The 20373-nt window shown below is 66.9% G+C and carries 19 protein-coding genes and 2 pseudogenes; 16 read left to right on the forward strand and 5 right to left on the reverse strand.

What is annotated here, in order from left to right; genetic code table 11:
* Positions 1-19: 19 nt before the first annotated feature.
* A pseudogene (locus tag AC5Y4C_RS08330) lies at positions 20-2297 on the reverse strand (prolyl oligopeptidase family serine peptidase).
* A 121-nt stretch (positions 2298-2418) separates the two neighbouring features.
* On the opposite strand from AC5Y4C_RS08330, the pseudogene AC5Y4C_RS08335 reads away from it, so the two are divergent.
* A pseudogene (locus tag AC5Y4C_RS08335) lies at positions 2419-2526 on the forward strand (short-chain dehydrogenase); the annotation flags it as partial.
* A gap of 75 nt (positions 2527-2601) precedes the next feature.
* Here AC5Y4C_RS08335 and AC5Y4C_RS08340 read toward each other — a convergent pair.
* The gene (locus AC5Y4C_RS08340) at positions 2602-2928 is read right to left on the reverse strand and encodes an LGFP repeat-containing protein (RefSeq protein ID WP_499961593.1); all 327 of its coding nucleotides are present in this window, start codon (positions 2926-2928) and stop codon (positions 2602-2604) included.
* A 428-nt stretch (positions 2929-3356) separates the two neighbouring features.
* Here AC5Y4C_RS08340 and AC5Y4C_RS08345 point away from each other — a divergent pair, with 428 nt between their 5' ends.
* Entirely contained in the window at positions 3357-3521 is a 165-nt protein-coding gene (locus tag AC5Y4C_RS08345; protein WP_499906805.1) for a hypothetical protein, read from the forward strand.
* On the opposite strand, the gene AC5Y4C_RS08350 is transcribed toward AC5Y4C_RS08345, so the two are convergent.
* A complete protein-coding gene (locus AC5Y4C_RS08350) occupies positions 3518-4390 on the reverse strand; it encodes an alpha/beta fold hydrolase (protein WP_499961594.1) in 873 nt (290 codons plus the stop codon). The genes AC5Y4C_RS08345 and AC5Y4C_RS08350 overlap by 4 nt on opposite strands.
* Before the next feature lie 114 nt (positions 4391-4504).
* On the opposite strand from AC5Y4C_RS08350, the gene AC5Y4C_RS08355 reads away from it, so the two are divergent.
* From AC5Y4C_RS08355 to AC5Y4C_RS08380, 6 genes are all read left to right on the forward strand, one after another.
* Complete coding sequence (locus AC5Y4C_RS08355; protein ID WP_499961595.1) at positions 4505-5701, forward strand: lipid-transfer protein; 1197 nt, start codon at positions 4505-4507, stop codon at positions 5699-5701.
* Between the two features lie 81 nt (positions 5702-5782).
* On the forward strand, positions 5783-6799 hold the full coding sequence (locus AC5Y4C_RS08360; RefSeq protein ID WP_499961597.1) for an SDR family NAD(P)-dependent oxidoreductase: 1017 nt from the start codon (positions 5783-5785) through the stop codon (positions 6797-6799).
* Between the two features lie 28 nt (positions 6800-6827).
* A complete protein-coding gene (locus tag AC5Y4C_RS08365; protein WP_499961598.1) occupies positions 6828-7619 on the forward strand; it encodes an SDR family NAD(P)-dependent oxidoreductase in 792 nt (263 codons plus the stop codon).
* A gap of 70 nt (positions 7620-7689) precedes the next feature.
* Positions 7690-8136 carry an SRPBCC family protein gene (locus AC5Y4C_RS08370; RefSeq protein ID WP_499906796.1) on the forward strand — a complete coding sequence of 149 codons (447 nt, stop codon included), beginning with the start codon at positions 7690-7692 and terminating at the stop codon, positions 8134-8136.
* Positions 8137-8145: 9 nt separating this feature from the next.
* The gene (locus AC5Y4C_RS08375) at positions 8146-9225 is read left to right on the forward strand and encodes a CaiB/BaiF CoA transferase family protein (RefSeq protein ID WP_499906794.1); all 1080 of its coding nucleotides are present in this window, start codon (positions 8146-8148) and stop codon (positions 9223-9225) included.
* 55 nt (positions 9226-9280) lie between these two features.
* Positions 9281-9745 carry an SRPBCC family protein gene (locus AC5Y4C_RS08380; RefSeq protein WP_499951629.1) on the forward strand — a complete coding sequence of 155 codons (465 nt, stop codon included), beginning with the start codon at positions 9281-9283 and terminating at the stop codon, positions 9743-9745.
* A 4-nt stretch (positions 9746-9749) separates the two neighbouring features.
* Here AC5Y4C_RS08380 and AC5Y4C_RS08385 read toward each other — a convergent pair whose 3' ends face one another.
* A complete protein-coding gene (locus AC5Y4C_RS08385) occupies positions 9750-10235 on the reverse strand; it encodes a DUF2834 domain-containing protein (RefSeq protein ID WP_499906789.1) in 486 nt (161 codons plus the stop codon).
* Positions 10236-10400: 165 nt separating this feature from the next.
* Complete coding sequence (locus AC5Y4C_RS08390; RefSeq protein WP_499906787.1) at positions 10401-11570, reverse strand: pyridoxal phosphate-dependent aminotransferase; 1170 nt, start codon at positions 11568-11570, stop codon at positions 10401-10403.
* A gap of 160 nt (positions 11571-11730) precedes the next feature.
* Between AC5Y4C_RS08390 and AC5Y4C_RS08395 the strand changes: the two genes are divergently transcribed.
* The 8 genes from AC5Y4C_RS08395 (at position 11731) to AC5Y4C_RS08430 (ending at position 20357) form a co-directional block, all read left to right on the forward strand.
* Positions 11731-12732, forward strand: coding sequence for an AAA family ATPase (locus AC5Y4C_RS08395; protein WP_499906785.1), 1002 nt, complete (start codon positions 11731-11733; stop codon positions 12730-12732).
* A gap of 6 nt (positions 12733-12738) precedes the next feature.
* Complete coding sequence (locus tag AC5Y4C_RS08400) at positions 12739-13602, forward strand: DUF58 domain-containing protein (protein WP_499906783.1); 864 nt, start codon at positions 12739-12741, stop codon at positions 13600-13602.
* A complete protein-coding gene (locus AC5Y4C_RS08405; RefSeq protein WP_499906781.1) occupies positions 13592-14065 on the forward strand; it encodes a hypothetical protein in 474 nt (157 codons plus the stop codon). Before AC5Y4C_RS08400 ends, AC5Y4C_RS08405 begins: the two co-directional genes overlap by 11 nt.
* Entirely contained in the window at positions 14056-15066 is a 1011-nt protein-coding gene (locus tag AC5Y4C_RS08410) for a hypothetical protein (protein WP_499906779.1), read from the forward strand. Before AC5Y4C_RS08405 ends, AC5Y4C_RS08410 begins: the two co-directional genes overlap by 10 nt.
* Positions 15063-16082, forward strand: a complete 1020-nt coding sequence (locus AC5Y4C_RS08415) for a hypothetical protein (protein ID WP_499914032.1) — start codon at positions 15063-15065, stop codon at positions 16080-16082. Before AC5Y4C_RS08410 ends, AC5Y4C_RS08415 begins: the two co-directional genes overlap by 4 nt.
* The gene (locus AC5Y4C_RS08420; RefSeq protein ID WP_499906775.1) at positions 16079-16849 is read left to right on the forward strand and encodes a hypothetical protein; all 771 of its coding nucleotides are present in this window, start codon (positions 16079-16081) and stop codon (positions 16847-16849) included. Before AC5Y4C_RS08415 ends, AC5Y4C_RS08420 begins: the two co-directional genes overlap by 4 nt.
* Positions 16850-16995: 146 nt before the next feature.
* Complete coding sequence (locus AC5Y4C_RS08425; protein ID WP_499906773.1) at positions 16996-18207, forward strand: acetyl-CoA C-acetyltransferase; 1212 nt, start codon at positions 16996-16998, stop codon at positions 18205-18207.
* Between the two features lie 5 nt (positions 18208-18212).
* Positions 18213-20357: a 3-hydroxyacyl-CoA dehydrogenase NAD-binding domain-containing protein gene (locus AC5Y4C_RS08430; RefSeq protein WP_499906771.1), complete on the forward strand. Its 2145-nt coding sequence runs from the start codon at positions 18213-18215 to the stop codon at positions 20355-20357.
* The last annotated feature ends 16 nt before the right edge of the window (positions 20358-20373 follow it).

Here is a 20373-nt window from a genome sequence, read left to right on the forward strand (position 1 = left end):
AGTCGCCGCCCTGATCTTGTCACGCTGTGACGAGCTGCGCCTGCGCCGCCGTCAACGTGATCCGGTGCCGTCCCGGCGGCACCATCACCGTCGTCGGCCCTGCGGGCACGCCGTCAAGCTCCACGGCCGTCGCGGCCGGCAGTGCGGCGAGGGTGAGCTGTGCGCCGGTGTCGGTCACTACCGCAATCGTGGATCTCGGCAGTGTGGCCAGCCCTGCCCGGCCGATGTCGACAGTGAGCGCCGCGACGCCGGCCAGCGTCAGGGTCAGGTAGGGCAGCGCGGCAGCCGGTGGCCCTTCGTACCACGTCAATTCGGTGTAAAGGCCGGGCGTGGGGTCGAAATGAGGTAGGAAGCCTCGTCGGCGCCGCGTGGTCCGGGTGCGGTCGGGCCGAGCGTAGGAGCGGGCGTCCACCTCCGCGATCGCACCGGGCGTTGCCGCGACCTCAGGCGCGGCGGTCAAGTCCGAGATCCACCAAACACGGTGGGGCCCAATGCCGAGATCGCGCCGGACCAATTGCGGATACCACGCGAACGTGATGTGTCCTGGATCGGCTTGGCGCAGGCCGGTTGTCATGTGCGCGACAGGGTCGTCGAACTTGTCCTTGAACAAGAAGGCGATGTGGTCTTCGAACGGGTAGACGGTGAATCGGTAGCGGTAGCCGAGCCGGTCCAGCTCGAGCACTTGCTCGGCCGCTGAAGGGAACGGCACCAGCTCGTCGACCAGCCCGTGGCAGACGACGAACGGCAGCCAGCGGGCATTGACGAGCAGCCGCCAGGTGTCGCCTTCGCGCGCACAGTGCGAGTGCGGGTCGAAGTCGGCCGGGATATCGGTGCCGGGCCACAGCCGCACCCCGCAGGTCGGCGGACCGGCCAGCACCACCGCCTGCGAGAACACCTCCGGATATGACAGCGCGAACTTGTAGGTGCCGTAGCCGCCCATCGAGTAGCCGGCGACGACGGTGCGGTTGGGGTCGGCGCCGAGTTGTTCGGCCACGCGGGCCCACACTTCCCAGACGTCGAGTTCGCCTTCGTCGAAGTACCAGCACGACGGACCGCGCCAGCGGCGTGACTACCACCGAACCGCGACCGTCGCACAGCTCGTGCAGAAGGCGCGGGTCAATCGCGGCGAATTGGCTCTGGCCGAGCGCCAGCGAGTGCAGCAGCAGAGTCAGCGGCAGGACCTGGCCGGGGGCGTAGGTGGCCGGCAGGCACACCGAGTACGGCTGGACGCGGCCCAAGAACAGCGGCTTGGTGCTCAGCGTCAGCAGGTTGGTGTCGGCGACACCCTGCCCGAGCTCAACCGAGGACACGTACCAGCGGGTGGTGGTGCCGGTGATCACCGGTTCCGGCGTGCTGGTGCGGGCCGCCAGCCGATCCCATGGGACGGCCAGCGCAAACTGCGACACGTCGCCGTCGGTGAGCGCGGCCGCCTGCGCTTCGTCGGACCAGAAATTGAGGTGTGTCTTCTCCTGCTCGTGGGTGCGGAATGCGACGTTGTACACGTTGGGCTGGCCCGGCAGCGCGCCATGATCGGCCGTGACGTCGGCGAACTGGTCACCGGCGGCATTGGCCAGTCCGGCCGCCAGCCGCACTGTCCAGGTGCCGCTCGGCATCAGCAGCGAGCGCGGCACCCGAGCCAGAAACGATCGCGACTGCATGTCGACCATGTGCGCGACCGGAGTCGACTCGTGCGTCACCAGGTCGATCAGCAGCGCGCCGGTCCCGGAGATCAGCAGCGCCCGGTCGATGCCGGCCGAGCGGATTCCGGCGCCGGCCGGCCAGGCGTCGTCGGCTACTCGTGTCCGGTCGGTGTCCATGGTGAACAGGGCAATCGGCACGGACGCGTCGACCAGCGTGTTCCAGTCCACCCGCCACCACGTGTCGGTGTCCGTGAGCCCGATCGCGGCCCGAAAGATGTCGGCGCCGTTGCGGGCCGCCGGTCCCTCCGGATAGATGTACGTGCCCCGCGGCGGCACGATCAGTCCGCTGGACGGGATGTTCAGCGGCAAGCCGGTGGCGCCATGGTCGTCGTAGATGAAATCGGTCCACAGCAGTGCGCCGCCGGCCAGCCGGCCGGTGCCGCAGGTGCGAGGGAAGTCCTCGCCGAACGGCCATTCTGCGGGAGCGGGAAGCTTCGGCTCGGGCCTCAGCGCCGCCGGCGGCACCCCCTCTGGCATGCCACCGACCACCACGAGGTCGTCGGCCGACGGCGCTGCGGCCGCGACCGCGCCCGCCACCGCGCCGACCACCCGGCGTGCGACCCGCCACGGCAGAAACGCCATGCCCAGCAATCCCATGACCCGACCTTCCCCCGCGCAGGCCCACCGCCGCCGCGTTGAACCAATGGTAGGGAGAGCCCCTGACAGGTGGCCGAGACGATTGACCGGGACACTCGGCCGGTGTCTGCATCGACGAAGGTCAGGGGCGCCCGGCGCGTCGAAGGCCGCGATGTGGTCGATCACGAATTCGCTTCGGGGAGATGGTGAATCGCCGAAGACCCATGTCCTAGGGGTGCACGCCGGCTATCGATCTGCCCAAGACGACGCCCGATGTGGTGGGCGGAAGCGAACGCGACACCCCTGTACTGATATGAGTTGCAGCTCAATGCATTTCGACGTGAGTCCGGCCGTCCGAGTAGGTGATGCTGCCGTGTTCGAAGTCGGTTCGCAAGCCTCCCGCGACGGCTTGCTCGTCGGTGGTGGGATATCCGAGCGGGCCCGCGGCGCCGCCGGTGTTCTCCCACTCCTGCCGGATCGCGCCCCGCACGATGTGTGCGCCACTGGCCGGGGTCCAGTAGATCACTCCGCTCTGGAATTTCGCGTATCGGCCGCCGGCCGGCCCCTGCTGCTCGTTGGAGATGGGCAGGCCAAGCTGGCCGCTGGTGCCGCCGGCCTCGATGAACTTCTCCAGGATCGCGCCCTGAAGCACAAGCTGTCCGTTGGGAGTGGCGATTGTGCTCGATGACAGAGAGGGCACCGACACGGGAGCATCGGTTGGCGACGAGCTCGAACAACCTGACACCAGTGCGCATGCCGCGGCTGTCGCGATGACGCCGGCCAACACTCGACGAAGAGCGGTCTCCTGAAGTCGTCGAGGCCAACTGATCACGCGTTGTCCTTCCTCATCGGTCGACGACAAGTCCCGGTGTGGACGTAACCTGCTGTGCGCCAAGAATTTTGACGGGAGACGACCGTCTGGCCGCGCGACATCGCCGCAACGTCACCGTCGGGGCGGCCGGCCGCCGGGCAGCGAGATCGACGTCCATGCGGTTCAACCATAGGCGCCGCGGGTAAGTAGACGGCACGGGTGACACCGTAGACACTTGACACGACCCGACGCCTAGCGATGAGAGCGAGATGACGGAATCCGCGCAACCCAATAGGGACCAAGAGCTGGAGCAGATCGTCGACAAGCTGGACGAGAACGTCATCGGACAGCGCGAGGAGCAGGATGTGGCGGGCAAGCCGAGCGAGCGGGCCAAGGAGCCGCGCGAAGGCTCGCCGGAAGAGCCGACCGCCTAAGTTCTGGAGTCGTCGCTGGGCACAGACGGCCGTTCCGACGTCGCGATGAAGTCCTCGATGAGGTCCACCACCTCCATCGGCGCTTCGACTTGCGGGAAGTGTCCGATGCCCGGCATCACCTCGAGCCTGCTGTCCTGGCGTGCCTGCGCAGCGGCGTAGGCGTGGTCGACCGGGATGATGTTGTCGTGGTCGCCCCAGATCGCCATCACCGGCAGGTCCGCCCGCATCTGCAGGCGGTTCAGTGCACTGACCGCCTGCCCGCGGTAGTCGACCACCGAGCGCAGCGTGCGCAGGAATGACTGGCGAGTCTGCCGGTCGGCCAGCGAGCTGTACGCGCTCCACATCTCGGCGCCGCGAGGCGAATGGATTCCGGCTGAGCGCAACCAGTTGCGCACCTTGTTGCCGACGGTGAGCACCGGACGCGGCGCGATGACGGGCAGCACCAATTCGGCGCCGGGCGCCGACAGCAACCGCAAAAGCAGCCCGACATCCGGGCCCAGCCCGCCGCTGGCGATCAGCACCAGCCGCCGGCAGTAGTCGGGATGCTGGTAGACGAACTGCATCGCCACCCCGCCGCCCAGCGAGTGGCCGACCACCGTGGCCTGTGCGATGCCCAGTTCGTCGAGGAAATCGCGCAGCCACACCGCGAAGGCGCCCAGCGAGTAGTCACCGCGCGGTTTGTCCGACTGTCCATGGCCCAGCAGATCGGGCGCCACCACGCGATGATTCTTCGCCAGTCGCGGCAGCACCGCCCGCCACGTGTCGGAACTGCCGGCCATTCCGTGGATCAGCAGCAGCGCATCGCCGGTGCCTTCGTCGCGGTACGCAATCCGGTCTCCGTGCAGGTCCAGGAATTTGAGCTCTGTCATTTCGACGGGTCCCCCTTTTGGTCACATCCGGAGCCATGGTCGCAGAGATCGGAGCCCGTGCGGCGATGGAGGCCTACATTACGTGCATACAGGAACGCAACCGAGGAGCGAGCCGTGGCGAGCAAGGTGTACGTGATCGGCGTGGGGATGACGAAGTTCGAGAAACCCGGCCGCAGAGAAGGCTGGGACTATCCGGACATGGCCAGGGAGGCCGGCACCAAGGCGCTGGCCGACGCCGGCATCGACTACCGCGAGGTTCAGCACGGATATGTCGGCTACGTTTACGGCGAATCCACGTCGGGGCAGCGGGCCCTCTACGAACTGGGGATGACGGGCATCCCGATCGTCAACGTGAACAACAACTGTTCGACGGGCTCGACGGCGCTGTATCTGGCTGCCCAAGCGATCCGCGGCGGCCTGGCCGACTGCACGATCGCGCTGGGCTTCGAAAAGATGAAGCCCGGTTCGCTCGGCTCGACCTATGACGACCGCGCACAGCCGATGGAAAAGCACATCAGGGCGATGGCCGGGATTTTCGACCTGGCGTTTCCGCCGGCGCCGTGGATGTTCGGGGCCGCCGGCCGCGAACACATGAAGCAATACGGTTCCACCGCAGAGCATTTCGCGAAGATCGGCTACAAGAACCACAAGCACTCGGTGAACAACCCGTACGCCCAGTTCCAGGAGGCCTACACGCTCGACGACATTCTGGCATCGCGGATGATCTACGACCCCCTGACCAAGCTGCAGTGTTCGCCGACGTCCGACGGCTCCGGTGCCGCGATCCTGGCGTCCGAGGAGTTCGTCGACAAGCACGGGCTGAGCGGCCAGGCCGTCGAGATCGTCGGGCAGGCCATGGTCACCGACTTCGCCGACAGCTTCGACGGCACGGCCAAGGGCCTGATCGGGTATCACATGAATGTGGCTGCGGCGCAACAGGTTTACGACCAGTCGGGGCTAAGCCCGCAGGATTTCCAGGTCATCGAGTTGCACGACTGTTTCTCGGCCAACGAGCTCCTGCTGTATGAGGCCCTGGGCCTGTGCGGCGAAGGGGAAGCACCCAAGCTCATCGACAACAACGACACCACCTACGGCGGACGGTGGGTGGTCAACCCGTCGGGCGGGCTGATCTCCAAAGGTCACCCGTTGGGCGCGACCGGGCTGGCGCAGTGTGCGGAACTGACATGGCAGCTGCGCGGTCAGGCCGACGCGCGGCAGGTCGAGAACGTCAGCGCCGCACTGCAACACAACATCGGGCTGGGCGGCGCTGTGGTGGTGAGCGCTTATCAGCGCGCCGAGCGGAGCGGTTGACGCAACTCCGCGCGGATTTACTACGGCGTCAAAGCGGTGTCGCACGTTTGATGACGGCGCGTTACGGGCAGCCACTGCTGCATGAATCTCGGTGATCTGGCCAGCCTGGTGGAAAAGCCGTTTTCGGCGGTGTCGAATCTGCTCAACACCCCCAACTCGGCGGGGCGCTACCGGCCGTTCTATCTGCAGAACCTCGTCGACGCGCTCACCGGCCACACTCTCGAGGACGCGGTCCGCGACAAGATCATCCTGATCACCGGCGGTTCGTCGGGCATCGGTGAGGCCACCGCGAAGAAGGTGGCGAAGGCCGGCGGCGAGCTGGTGATGGTGGCCCGCACCCGCGAGAAACTCGAAGCGGTAGCCGAGGACATCACCGACGCCGGCGGCACCGCGCACGTCTACCCGTGCGACCTGACCGACACGGACGCGATTGCGGACATGGCCGACAAAGTGCTTGCCGACCTGGGCCGCGTCGACATCCTGGTCAACAACGCCGGACGCTCCATCCGGCGCTCGCTGGAGTTGTCCTACGACCGTATCCACGACTACCAGCGCACCATGCAGCTGAACTACCTGGGCGCAGTGCAGCTGATCCTGAAGTTCATCCCCGGCATGCGCGAACGCGGATTCGGCCACATCATCAACCTGTCGTCGGCGGGAGTGCAGACCAGGGCTCCGCGCTTCGGCGCCTACATTGCCAGCAAGGCCGCGCTCGACACGCTCTGCGACTCGCTGCAGGCCGAAACCGTAAGCGACGGCGTGAGATTCACGACCGTCTACATGGCGCTGGTGAAGACGCCGATGATCAGCCCCACCAAGGTCTACGACAAGTTCCCCACGCTCACCCCTGAGCAGGCGGCCGGCGTGATCGCCGATGCGATCGTGCACCGGCCGCGCCGGGTGAGCCCACCGTTCGGCCAATTCGCGTCGTTCGCCGACGCGGTGAACCCGATGCTGATGGACTTCGTGCGCAATCGCGCCTTCGCGATGTTCGACGACTCGGCGGCCGCGCAGGGCGACGAAGCCGCCCAGGAGAAACCGAAGTTCGACAAGCGCAGCGAGGCCTTCGTCAAGGCCACGCGCGGGATCCACTGGTAGGCCGCGGACGTGAGGAGCACAAAGAGCGATGAGTCTTCCGAAGCCAAGCGCTGACACCAACGTCGTCATCACCGGCGCGTCGTCCGGGATCGGCACCGAACTCGCCCGCGGGCTGGCCGGCCGCGGCTATCCGCTGGTGCTGGTGGCGCGCCGGCAGGACCGGCTCGTCGAGCTGGCCGACGAATTGCGCGACGCACACGGGGTGCGCGTCGACGTGCTGCCGCTCGATCTGGCCGACGACGCGGCCCGCACGCAGCTGGTCGAGCGGGTCCAACGTGACCCAGTTGCCGGGCTGTGCAACAGCGCCGGGTTCGGCACCAGCGGACCGTTCTACACGCTGCCGATCGAACGCGAACGCGAAGAAGTGGTGCTCAATGCGTTGGCGCTGATGGAGCTCACCCACGCCGCGCTGCCCGGCATGGTGGAGCGCGGCGCCGGCGCGGTGCTCAACATCGCGTCGGTCGCGGGCTTCCAGCCGCTGCCTGGCATGGCCGTGTACTCCGGCACCAAGGCGTTCGTGCAGACCTTCTCCGAGGCAGTGCATGAGGAATTGCACGGCACCGGAGTCTCGTGCACGGTGCTGTGTCCGGGACCAGTCCCCACGGAATGGGCCGACATCGCCGACGCCCAGCAGTGGAGCGTCGGGATCGCACAGGTGTCCCCGCATGACGTGGCCGAGGCTGCGATCGCCGGCATGCTCGAAGGCAAACGCAGCGTGGTGCCTGGGTTGGTGCCCAAGATCGTCGGCATCGGCGGCCGGTTCGCGCCGCGCAGTTTCCTGCTGCCGGCGCTGCGGCTGGGCCAGGGTTTGCGGCGCTGACGCTGCGTCCAGATCGCGAATACACGCGAATCGACGATCTGACCGCAGTCTCGACGCTACGGTCCGGGGCATGGCGATCACCGAAACCAAGGAAGTAGTCATCGAGGCGAGCAAGCAAGAGGTGCTCGACGTGATCACGGACGTCGAGTCCGCCCCGGAGTGGTCGTCGGCCCAACAGAAGGTCGAGATCGTCGACACCACCGACGACGGCCGTCCGCACCGGGTCAAGATGAAGGTCAAGTCGGCGGGCATCACCGACGACTGCGAAGTCGAATACACATGGACCGACGACGTCGTCAGCTGGTCGCTGGTCAGCTCGAAACAGCAGAAACGTCAGGACGCCAGCTATACCCTCACCGACGAGGGTGACAAGACGCGCGTGAAATTCGAGCTGACCGTCGAACCCGCGATTCCGATCCCCGGCTTCGTCATGAAGCGGGCCATCAAGGGTGCGATGAACGACGCCACCGACGGACTGCGCAAGCGGGTCCTGTCTCTGAAGAAGGGCGGCCGATAGTCTGCTGGCGTGACGAACAGCGGACCCCTGGCCGGGGTGAGAGTAATCGAGTTGGGCGGTATCGGACCGGGACCCCATGCGGCGATGGTGCTCGCGGACCTGGGTGCCGACGTGGTGCGGGTGCGCCGACCCGGCAGCACCGGGATGCCGCGCGAGGACCGTGATCTGATGCACCGCGGCAAGCGGATCGTGGACCTCGATGTGAAAAGCGAGCCGCAGAAGCTGCTGGATCTCGTCGCGAAGGCCGACGTGCTGCTCGACCCGTTCCGTCCGGGCACCTGTGAGCGCCTGGGCATCGGTCCCGATGACTGCGCCGCGGTCAATCCCCGGCTGATCTTCGCGCGGATGACGGGTTGGGGGCAGGACGGTCCGCTGGCGCTGACCGCCGGGCATGACATCAACTATCTGTCGCAGACCGGCGCCCTGGGATCGATGGGCTACCGCGATCGCCCGCCTCTGCCGCCGATGAACCTGGTCGCCGACTTCGGCGGTGGCTCGATGCTGGTGCTGCTGGGCATCGTCGCGGCGCTCTACGAGCGGGAGAAGTCGGGCAAGGGCCAGGTGATCGACGCCGCGATGGTCGACGGGGTCAGCATCCTGGCGCAGATGCAGTGGACGATGAAGGCCGTTGGCTCGCTCTCCGACGAGCGCGAGTCCAGCCTGCTCGACGGCGGCGCGCCGTTCTACCGCACCTATGAGACGTCGGACGGCAAGTACATGGCCGTCGGCGCGATCGAGCCGCAGTTCTACGCCCAGTTGCTCGACGGTCTCGGCTTGGCGGGGGAGGACCTGCCGCATCAACTCGACCCTGCGGGCTTCGAGCAGATGCGCAAGGTGTTCACCGAGCGGTTCGCCGGCAAGACGCGCGACGAGTGGACGGAGATCTTCGCCGGCACCGACGCGTGTGTCACGCCGGTGCTGACATGGAGCGAGGCGGCGCAAAACGAACACCTGCGCGCGCGTTCGACGATCGTGCACCGCAACGGTTTCGACCAGGCAGCACCTGCACCGCGCTTCTCGCGAACACCGGCAGCCGACTTCGGACCGCCGCCCGCCCACACCACACCGCTCGACGAGATCGGCTGGTAGCGGGTTAGCTGGATTCCGGCTTGCCAACCGCGGGGAGGTTATTACCCTCGAACTCGTGGCTGTGCGCGCGTCGCGGGAAATCGTGATCGATGCTCCTCCGGAGGCGGTCCTCGATGCGCTCGCCGATGTGGAATCGGTGCCGTCGTGGTCGCCGCTGCACAAGCACGTCGAGGTGCTCGACACCTACGAGGACGGTCGGCCCCACCACGTCAAGGTCCACTACAAATTGATGGGCATCACCGACAAGGAAGTGCTCGAATACCACTGGGGCCGGGACTGGATGGTCTGGGACGCCGAGGAGACGTTCAATCAGCACGCCCAGCACGTGGAGTACACGTTGCGTCCGGAGGGCGGCGGGACGAGGGTGCGGTTCGACATCACGATGGAGCTGCGCGCGCCCATTCCGGAGTTCTTGATGAGGCGGGCCAAAAAGCAGGTGCTCGACGTGGCGACCGAAGGTCTGCGCCGGCGGGTGCTCGGCGGCCAGGGGGCGGTGCCCGCCAATCCCGAAGCGCCGTAAGCGATTACGCCTGCAACGCCGATTCGCGGACGGTGTTGGCGCGACGCTGCCGTTCGACCGTCGCGAGGTAGAACGCCCACGGGAAGGCCGAACTCAGCGTCCACACCAGCAGGAAATACAACCAGGGATGTCGGATGCCGCGGCGTCGGCCGTCGACGATGGTGAACAACGGCAGCAGCACCACGCTCATGATCGTGTAGTCCTGGCTTGCATTGCTGGCGGCCGGGTTGACGTATCCGAGCCGGATGAAGTCGGCCAAGCTGCCCGGCCCCCAGAACGGATTGTGTACCGAACCCTGCGCGTATTCGTCGGTGAACCGGACGATGAAGTAGTAGCCCAGCACTGTCGCCGTGATGCCGGCGAGGTAGTAGATCGCCTCGAGCGCCGACACCTTCGGGGTGACCGACTGCTTGAAAATCTGCGGATTCACGCCGACGATCAGCGCGACGATGACGACGCCGACGACCGCATGCACCACAACCGGAACCATGGTGCCGCAGTCTGCGCCGGCCCATAGCCCATGTCAATGATGACAAAATTTTCGGGTACGGTGGCCGCCGATCCCGCTGCGGCGCCGGGGGATTCCGCCGACTGTGCGAATTCGCATACCCCCCTCGGCGTTTCGCCCACGAAATCGCACGATCGAGGGTCTCCGCTAGCTTCGGAGCACCGCCAGCCGGCGTAGCGCCTCGTCGAGGGTGTCGTCACGCTTGCAAAACGTGAAGCGCACCAGATGATTCCACGCCGCGGCGTGTTGCCCGTCGGGGTCGCAGAACGCCGACAGCGGAATCGCCGCCACGCCCGCCCGATGCGGCAGTTCGGCGCAGAATGAGCTGCTGTCGCAGTAGCCGAGCGGACGCGGGTCGGCGCACAAAAAGTACGTGCCGTTGCTGTGGTGCACCTCGAAGCCCAGCTCGGTCAGTCCCGCGGCGAGCCGATCTCGCCTGCCCTGCAACGTTTTTCGCAGTTCAGCCACCCAATCCTGCTGCGTGTCGAGTGCCAGTGCTACCGCGGGCTGAAACGGGGCCCCGCCGACATACGAGAGAAACTGCTTGGCGGCGCGCACCCCGGCGATCAGGTCGGCATGGCCGCACGCCCAGCCGATCTTCCAGCCGGTGCAGTTGAACATCTTCGCGGCGCTGGAAATCGTCACGGTGCGGTCGGCCATCCCGGGAAACGTGGCCAGCGGAACATGACGCGCGTCGTCGAACACCAGATGTTCGTAGACTTCGTCGGTGATCACCATCAGGTCGGCGTCCACCGCGACCGAGGCGATCGCGGCCAGCTCCGCGTCGGTGAGCACGGTCCCGGTCGGGTTGTGCGGAGAGTTGACGATGATCGCCGACGTGCGCGGCGTCACCGCCTTCCGCAGCGCGTCGACGTCGAGCGCGAAACCGCGGCCGTCGGCAACCAGCGGAACAGTCACCCGGTGTGCCTGTGCCATCGCCAGCACTGGTGCGTACGAGTCGTAGTACGGCTCGATCAAGATCACCTCGGAGCCCGGCTCGACGAGGCCTAGCACCGCGGCGGCGATGGCCTCGGTGGCGCCGACGGTGACCAGCACCTCACTGTCGGGGTCGTAGCTGGCGCCGAACTTGCGCTGCCGGTCGGCGCAGATCGCTTCGCGCAGCGGGGCGATCCCCAGGCCGGGCGGGTACTGGTTGACGCCGTCGGTGATCGCCTGCCGGGCGGCCTCCAGCATCGCCGGCGGCCCGTCCTCGTCAGGAAAACCCTGGCCCAGGTTCACCGCGCCGATGCGCGCGGCCAGCGCCGACATCTCCGCGAAAACCGTGGTGGCGAACGGTGCCAACCGCGAGACGGTCATAGCGGTCTATCTTGCGCGCCTACAATGGCGACGGTCTCGCCGGGCGGCCTGCGCCCGGCCACATTTGCCGCCTCATCCACGGGGCACGGTTCAGCCAACGAGCCTGCCCAGCAACGCCGCGCCGCAGCGCGAGCCGACGATGACGACGAAACGGGAATCAATGACCGCCGCACGCCCGCAGCACAACAACGTTGGCATGGCAGACGCAAACCGCGTTGTCAGCGCCTTGACCCGCGCGTTCGACGCGAAGATCGTCGGCCAGCACAATCTGCGGGAGTCGCTGCTGATCGGGCTCCTCGCCGGCGGACACATCTTGCTCGAAAGCGTGCCCGGCCTGGCCAAAACCACCGCCGCGCGAGTGCTCGCCGAGTCGGTGCACGGCGGGTTTCAGCGGGTGCAGTGCACCCCGGACTTGTTGCCCAGCGACATCGTCGGCACCCAGATCTACGAGGCTGAAACCCACACGTTCGCCACCCAGCTCGGGCCCGTGCACACCAACATCCTGCTTCTCGACGAGATCAACCGCTCCAGCGCCAAAACCCAGAGCGCGATGCTCGAAGCGATGGAGGAGCGGCAGACCACGATCGCCGGCACTGTCTATCCCATCCCCGAGCCGTTTCTGGTGATCGCCACCCAGAACCCCGTCGACCAGGAGGGCACGTATCCGCTGTCGGAGGCCCAGACCGACCGCTTCATGCTCAAGGAGGTGCTGCGCTACCCCTCTCCGCAGGAAGAGGTCGAGGTGATGACCCGCATCGACGCCGGCGTGTATGACAAGTCGCGCCGGGCGCAGCCTGTGGTCGAGCTCGACGACGTGCGCCGTTTGCAAGCCGTCGTGCGCAACGTGCACATGGATCCGGTGCTGATGACCTATGCCAGCGAGCTCGTCGCCGTCACCCGGGAGCCGCACGGGGTGTTGCCCGCACAACTGGCGCGACTCATCGAGTACGGAGCCAGCCCTCGGGCGACGATCGCGTTCTGCATGGCCGCGCGCGCACTGGCCGTGCTGTCCGGCCGCAGCCATGTGCTGCCGGAGGACATCCAGCGACTGGCACACCGGGTGCTGCGTCACCGGCTGATCCTCGGCTTCGAGGCGGTCACCGCGAAGGTGACGGCCGACGACGTCGTCGACGCGGTGCTGCGCGCGGTACGAGTGCCGTAGGGGACCGTGGGCAAGTACCTCAACTACGCCCGGCTGCACTTCGGCACCGACACCCGTGGGCTGCTCGAAGGCGGCCGCTATGCGTTGCTGCACACCCGCACTCTCGAATTCGACGAGTTGCGGCCCTACGTGCCCGGTGACGACGTCCGCGACATCGATTGGAAGGCGTCAGCGAGGTCCGGCACGGTATTGACAAAGCGATTCGTCTCGGAAAAACACCACAAGGTGCTGCTGGTGGCCGACGCGGGCCGCAACATGTCCGCACTGGCCCCCAGCGCAGAACCGAAGCGCGACATCGCCCTTGCCGTCATGGGGGCGGTCGGTCAGATCACGCTGGGCCGCCTCGACGAGATCAGCATGGTGTTCGGCGACGCCCGCGGCTACACCACCACCGGAAACGGGCGCGGCGAGACGCACATCGAAAGCCTGCTCGACCGGTTCTACCGGCACGCGTGCGGGCGGCCCGGCCGCAGTGACATCGTCACGCAACTGGCATACGTGGCCGCCGCGCACCGCCGCCGGTTGATGATCGTCGTCGTCTCCGACGAACCCGACGTCGACGATCGGCTATCGGACGTGCTTGCGCGGCTCGTGGGGCGCCACGACCTGATGTGGGTGATGGTGTCGGATATGCCTCCGCTGGCAGAGGCGGTCGACGGCTACGACGTGGCTGACGGCCAATACCTGGTCGGCGCCGCTGCCGCCGATCGTCGGCTGGTTTCGGCGTATCGGCGCACCGAGCAACAGCGCGCGCAGCGCCTCCACGAGCTGATGACCTCATATGCGATCCCGTACACCAAGATTCGCGGCACCGAGCAAATCCGCGCCAAAGTCGTCGACATGACCAGGAGGCTCGGCAATGTCCGGTGATCTGCTGCGCTATCTCGGCGGGCCGGGACCCTACTCGTGGTGGTGGCTGCTGGTGGGGGTGCTGCTGGTGGTTGCCGTCGTCGCCTGGTGCACAGCCGTTGTGATCTGGACGCTGCCTTCGTCGACGCTGCAGCGCATGCCGCTCATCCGCGACGTGCACTCCTACGTCATCCGGCGCCGGTTCAGCCGGACCATCAGCGGCGTGATCGACGCGCACGCGGCCGGAACCGTCGCGACACCAGAGGCCGCCGCCACGATGAGACGCACCCTGCGCAGCTTCCTGGCCCTGCGCACCGGCGACCATGTGCGCTATCTGCATGCGGGGCAGTTGGCGGCCAGTGATCTGGCCCCGGCCGCACCGCTGGTCTCGGCACTCGACGATGCGCAGTTCAACACCGCGAGCACGGTCGACATCCGAGACGTCGGGCGCCGCGCCGAGGAGTTGATCCAGTCGTGGAGCTGAAGTGGTGGGCGATCGCGGTCGTCGGGCTCGTCGGGCTGGGCGCGGTTGTCGCGGTCGCGGTGATGCAGCGGCCGGCCTTGCAGCGCAACGGGTTACGGGCCCTCGCGCATCTCGAGCGGGTCACCCGGCTGCCGGAGTATGCCCGCGTGGTGCGCCGCCAGCTGTGGTCGGTGCTGACCGCGGTGCTCTTGCTGACCGGCGTGTTCGCTGCGGCTGTGCTGGCCGGTTCGCGCCCGCTCGCACCCGAGGAATCCGCGGCGAGCGACGTCATGGTCTGTGTCGGTGCGCCCGTGACGGATCCGGCAACCGCCGGGCTGCTCAACTACTTCGCGCACCGCACATCGCGATTCGATGACGATCGGCTCGGTCTCACCTCGTCGAGCCTGCGGGTCGTACCGCTGACCCGCGACTACCGGTACGCCGCAGACACCTTCTCGCGCTACGCCAGGCTCGCCGCGTTGCAGCGGCAGGGTCAGCTCTCGCCGGCGCAGACTCTCGAAGTACGTTCCCGCGCAGTTGAATTCAGCGCTCCCATGCAGTACGTCGACTACGCGCGCAGCGTCGAGGACGTGCTCGCGTTGTGTCTGGCTGGTTTCCCGGCGTCGGGAGCATCACCACAGCGCTCGCTGATCTTCCTCGGTGACAACGCTATTCGCGACGTCGATGAGCAACGGCCAGCACTCTTTCGCCCCGACCAGATCACACAGATGGCGCGTCAGGCCGGGGTTCGGGTCAGCGTGCTGGCGCCAACCGCTGACGTCGACAATCTGCGATCGTTGGCCGCCGCCACCGGCGGAACGTTCGACACGTACAGCCCAGCCGGCGCCGAGGCCGATCTGGCCGGGGGTACCAATCCGGAGTTGACCCGGGTGCTCGACCGCATCACCGAGCGTCCGGGGATCGTCGCAACGCATATGACTGACAGACCAGACGCGGCCTTGATCGCCGCCGTGGTGTTGGCCGCGCTGCTGTGCGTCTCGCTGGCGGTGTCGCAGAGATGAGATTCGAGCCGGTGCTACCCGCCGTGGTGTTGGTGTTGTGCGCAATCCTGATCGTGGCGGTCCGCCCCATCTCCCTGCGGCATGCGCTACGGCGAAGTGGCCGTGACCATCTCGGCGTTGTGCTGCTGCGCTGGGGCGGGCTGACCGTGGCCATGCTGCTGCTGGTTCTCGCCGCTGCGCGCCCTGTCATTGGAGATAGCGCACCTCACAACTCGTTGGCCGACACTGCACCCAACGTGTTCTTCGTGGTCGACCGATCTGCTGCGTCGAGGGTCGAGGACTACGGTGACGGCGCCGCGCGGATGGCGGGCATCCGCCGGGACATGGGCGAACTCGTCGAGCGGTATCCAGGCGCACGGTTCGCGATTATTTCGTTCGCCACCGACTCAGATCTGGATTGGCCGCTGTCGCAAGATGTTTGGAGCCTCAAACCCAAGATCGCCGCTTTGTCGTCGTACCCGTCGACTTCACCGGATGCGCTGCAGGACACGAATGCGGCTGGGGCCAGTGGAATTCTGCGCTACGAGCTCGAGCAGTCCGCCCAGCAGTTCCCGGGCGCACCGAACGTCGTGTTCTACTTCGGTTCAGGCGCCGCCGGTTCGCGTGCACCGCAGGGCCGTTTCGACATCGGATCGGCTCCCGTCGCCGGCGGCGCAGTGCTGGGTTACGGCACACCGGACGGCGGGCCGGTGCCCGGTGAAATAGTCGATGGCACAGTGACGTACCTGAGTGAGTCGCCGGGCGGCGCTCCGCTGCGGTTCGGCATCGACGAGACCCGCCTCACGTCGATCGCCCAACAACTCGGCGTGCCCTACATTCACCGCGACAGCGGTCAGAGCCTCGCGACAGCGCTGTCGTCGAGCCCGCGGGTGAATGTGAGCGCGGCATCCGCCGAGCGCGTCGAGTTGTATTGGGTTCTTTCGCTGATGGCGGCGACTCTGGTTCTGTGCGAAATCTACGTGACAATCCGCCACTACCGCCGCAGTCGCGTCGTGCGCCTGGAGGTCGACCAGTGACCGCAGTGAACGGGCCGTCGCGGTTACGACTGCGCCGTCGGCTGCTGACCTACTCGGCGCCGGTGCTCCTCGTCGCGCTATGCGTTGCGGCCAAGCTGATTTCGGTGGTGCTTGCCGGCCACGCTGCGTCCGCAGACCTGGCCCGCAGTGACGCCGATGGACTACGCCACCACCTCGAGATTGCCCAATTCGTGAACATCGTGGAGCCGGGCCGCGCGGCGTTCTGGGCGGCTGACTCCGCCGCGCTGGACGGCAACGTGCAGGAGGCCGACACGCAATTGAGTGCAATCTTGGCCACCACCCCCGCCGGCCGGTCTTGCCCGGTGCGCGTCGACCTGGAGTTGGTACGCGAAACGCACGGCGACAACGCGGCCCGCGACGGCAACGCTGCGCTGGCCGAGCACCGCTACCGCGACGCGCTCGCGGTGGTGGATGCCGCCCCCGCCGGCTGCTTCGCGGGAAATTCCGACCATGACCCCGCACGCCGCGCGATCCGCGACGCCGCCGCCGCCCGGCTCCTCGGCAAGATCAACGCGCTGCACGCTGCACCGTCGCCGACACCGCCGTCCCCGGTCGACGCGCCACCTGTACCTCCGCCGCCTCCTCCGCCACCCGCGGCTGCGTCAGGCGCTTCGGGCGGCATCGATCCCGACTGGCTTCCGGGGCGTGGTCAGCCACCGGTCTTGCGGCTGGAGCCGGGCCGCGGCGATCCGCTCGATCGCCTGCAGGACGCCTTGCGCGACTCCGACGCCGGCGCGCCAGGCTAGCCGCGCCGGATCGGTTTCGGGCCGCTGAGCGGCCCAACCAACAGGTTGGTTTGCGTCGCTGCTAGGCTCCGGTGTCAGAGGTCTACGCTCTTGGGAGCCGGCCTGCTCGATGTGCCGCCCTCACGACATCTGAAGAGGAATCAGTCATGCCCGAAGAAGCCTTCATCTACGAGGCCATCCGCACCCCGCGCGGCAAGCAGAAGAACGGATCGCTGCACGAGGTCAAGCCGATCAACCTGGTCACCGGCCTGATCGACGAGCTGCGCCGGCGTTATCCCGACCTGGACGAGACGCTGATCAGCGACGTCATCCTCGGCGTCGTCTCCCCGGTGGGCGACCAGGGCGGCGACATCGCCCGCACCGCGGTGCTGGCCGCGGGACTGCCCGACACCACCGGCGGCGTGCAGCTCAACCGGTTCTGCGCCTCGGGTTTGGAAGCAGTCAACACCGCCGCGCAGAAGGTGCGCTCCGGCTGGGACGACCTGGTCCTGGCCGGCGGCGTCGAGTCGATGAGCCGCGTACCCATGGGCTCCGACGGCGGCGCGTGGGCCACCGACCCGGAGACCAACTACCGCATCGGCTTCGTCCCGCAAGGCATCGGCGCCGACCTCATCGCGACAATCGAGGGCTTTTCGCGCGAGGACGTCGACGCGTACGCGCTGCGCTCGCAGCAGAAGGCGGCTGCGGCCTGGTCCGGCGGCTACTTCGAGAAGTCCGTGGTGCCGGTGCGTGACCAGAACGGCCTGGTGATCCTCGATCACGACGAGCACATGCGCCCGGACACCACGATGGAAGGGCTGGCCAAGCTGAAGACCGCATTCGACGGGATCGGCTCGATGGGCGGGTTCGACGACGTGGCGCTGCAGAAGTACCACTGGGTGGAGAAGATCAACCACGTGCACACCGGCGGCAACAGCTCCGGGATCGTCGACGGCGCGGCGCTGGTGCTCGTCGGCAGCGAAAAGGCAGGCACCTCACAGGGATTGACGCCGCGGGCACGTATCGTGGCCACCGCCACCAGCGGCTCAGACCCGGTCATCATGCTCACCGGTCCCACTCCGGCCACCCGCAAGGTGCTCGACCGCGCCGGGCTGACCGTCGACGACATCGACCTGTTCGAGCTCAACGAGGCGTTCGCGTCGGTGGTGCTGAAGTTCCAGAAGGATCTCAACATTCCCGACGAGAAGCTCAACGTCAACGGCGGCGCGATCGCGATGGGGCACCCGCTGGGTGCCACCGGCGCGATGATCACCGGCACCATGGTCGACGAACTGGAGCGCCGCGGTGCACGCCGCGCGCTGATCACACTGTGCGTCGGCGGCGGCATGGGCGTGGCCACCATCATCGAGAGGGTTTGATTCGCATGGCTGAGAACACAATTGCTTGGGACAAGGACGACGACGGGATCGTCACCCTGACCCTCGATGACCCCACCGGCTCGGCCAACGTGATGAACGAGCACTACAAGGAGTCGATGCACAAGGCCGTGGAACGGCTTGTCGCAGAAAAGGATTCGATCACCGGCGTGGTGATCACCAGCGGCAAGAAGACTTTCTTCGCCGGTGGTGACCTCAAGGGCATGATCAACGCCGGTCCGGAGAACGCGGGCGACGTCTTCACCGAGGTCGAAGAGATCAAGCGCGACCTGCGCACGCTGGAGACGCTGGGCAAGCCGGTCGTCGCGGCCATCAACGGAGCTGCGCTCGGTGGCGGTCTGGAGATCGCGCTGGCTTGTCATCACCGCATCGCCGCCGACGTCAAGGGATTGGTGGTCGGCTTCCCGGAGGTGACGCTGGGCTTGTTGCCAGGAGGCGGTGGGGTCACCCGATCGGTGCGGATGTTCGGCATTCAGAAGGCGTTCATGGAGGTGCTGTCGCAGGGCAACCGGTTCAAGCCGGACAAGGCCAAAGAGATCGGGTTGATCGACGAGATCGTCGGCTCCGTCGACGAATTGGTGCCTGCCGCCAAGGCGTGGATCAAGGCCAATCCCGATGCGCACACGCAGCCATGGGACCAGAAGGGCTACAAGATGCCCGGCGGCACACCGTCGTCGCCGGCGCTGGCGTCGATCCTGCCGTCGTTCCCCGCGCTGTTGAAGAAGCAACTCAAGGGCGCGCCGATGCCGGCGCCGCGGGCGATCCTCGATGCTGCAGTCGAGGGCGCCCAGGTGGATTTCGACACCGCCAGCCGCATCGAGAGCCGCTACTTCACGTCTCTGGTGACCGGGCAGATCGCCAAGAACATGATCCAGGCGTTCTTCTTCGATTTGCAGACCATCAACTCGGGCGGCTCGCGGCCCGAGGGCATCCCGCAGAGCAAGCCCAAGAAGATCGGCGTGCTGGGTGCCGGGATGATGGGCGCCGGAATCGCTTATGTGTCAGCCAAAGCCGGCTTCGACGTGGTGCTCAAGGACGTCAGTCTGGAAGCCGCGCAGAAGGGCAAGGCTTACTCCGAGAAGCTGGAAGCCAAGGCGCTGCAACGGGGTAAGACCACCGAGGAGAAGAGCAAGGCGCTGCTGGAGCGGATCACGCCGACCGGCGACGTCGCCGACCTCGCCGGCGTCGACTTCGTGATCGAGGCGGTGTTCGAGAACCAGGAGCTCAAGCACAAGGTGTTCCAGGAAATCGAGGACGTCGTCGAGCCGAACGCGCTGCTGGGGTCCAACACCTCGACGCTGCCGATCACCGGCCTGGCAACCGGTGTCAAGCGCCAAGAGGACTTCATCGGCATCCACTTCTTCTCACCCGTCGACAAAATGCCGCTGGTCGAAATCATCAGGGGCGAGAAGACATCTGACGAGGCACTGGCCCGCGTGTTCGACTACACGCTGGCTATCGGCAAGACCCCGATCGTGGTCAACGACAGCCGCGGTTTCTACACCAGCCGCGTGATCGGCACATTCGTCAACGAGGCGCTGGCGATGCTGGGGGAGGGCGTGGAACCGGCTTCGATCGAGCATGCCGGTTCACAGGCCGGTTATCCGGCGCCGCCACTGCAGCTGTCCGACGAACTGAACCTCGAGCTGATGCAGAAGATCGCGACTGAGACCCGCAAGGGCGTGGAGGCGGCCGGCGGCACCTACGAGCCGCACCCCGCCGAAGCCGTCGTCAACAAGATGATCGAAATCGGCCGGCCGAGTCGGTTGAAGGGCGCCGGGTTCTACGAGTACGCCGACGGCAAGCGGGTCGGGCTGTGGCCGGGCTTGCGCGAGACGTTCAACTCCGGGTCGTCGAAACCGCCGCTGCAGGACATGATCGACCGGATGCTGTTCGCCGAGGCGCTGGAGACGCAGAAGTGCCTCGATGAAGGTGTGATCACCTCGACAGCGGATGCGAACATCGGCTCGATCATGGGCATCGGCTTCCCGCCGTGGACCGGCGGCACCGCGCAGTTCATCGTCGGATACGAAGGCCCGGCCGGCCGGGGCAAGGAGGCGTTTGTCGCACGGGCACGCGAGCTCGCGGCCAAGTACGGCGACCGCTTCAACCCGCCAGCCTCCCTGGGCTGAGCGATTTCGGTGCGAT

The organism is Mycobacterium sp. NGS35, from assembly GCF_059812855.1.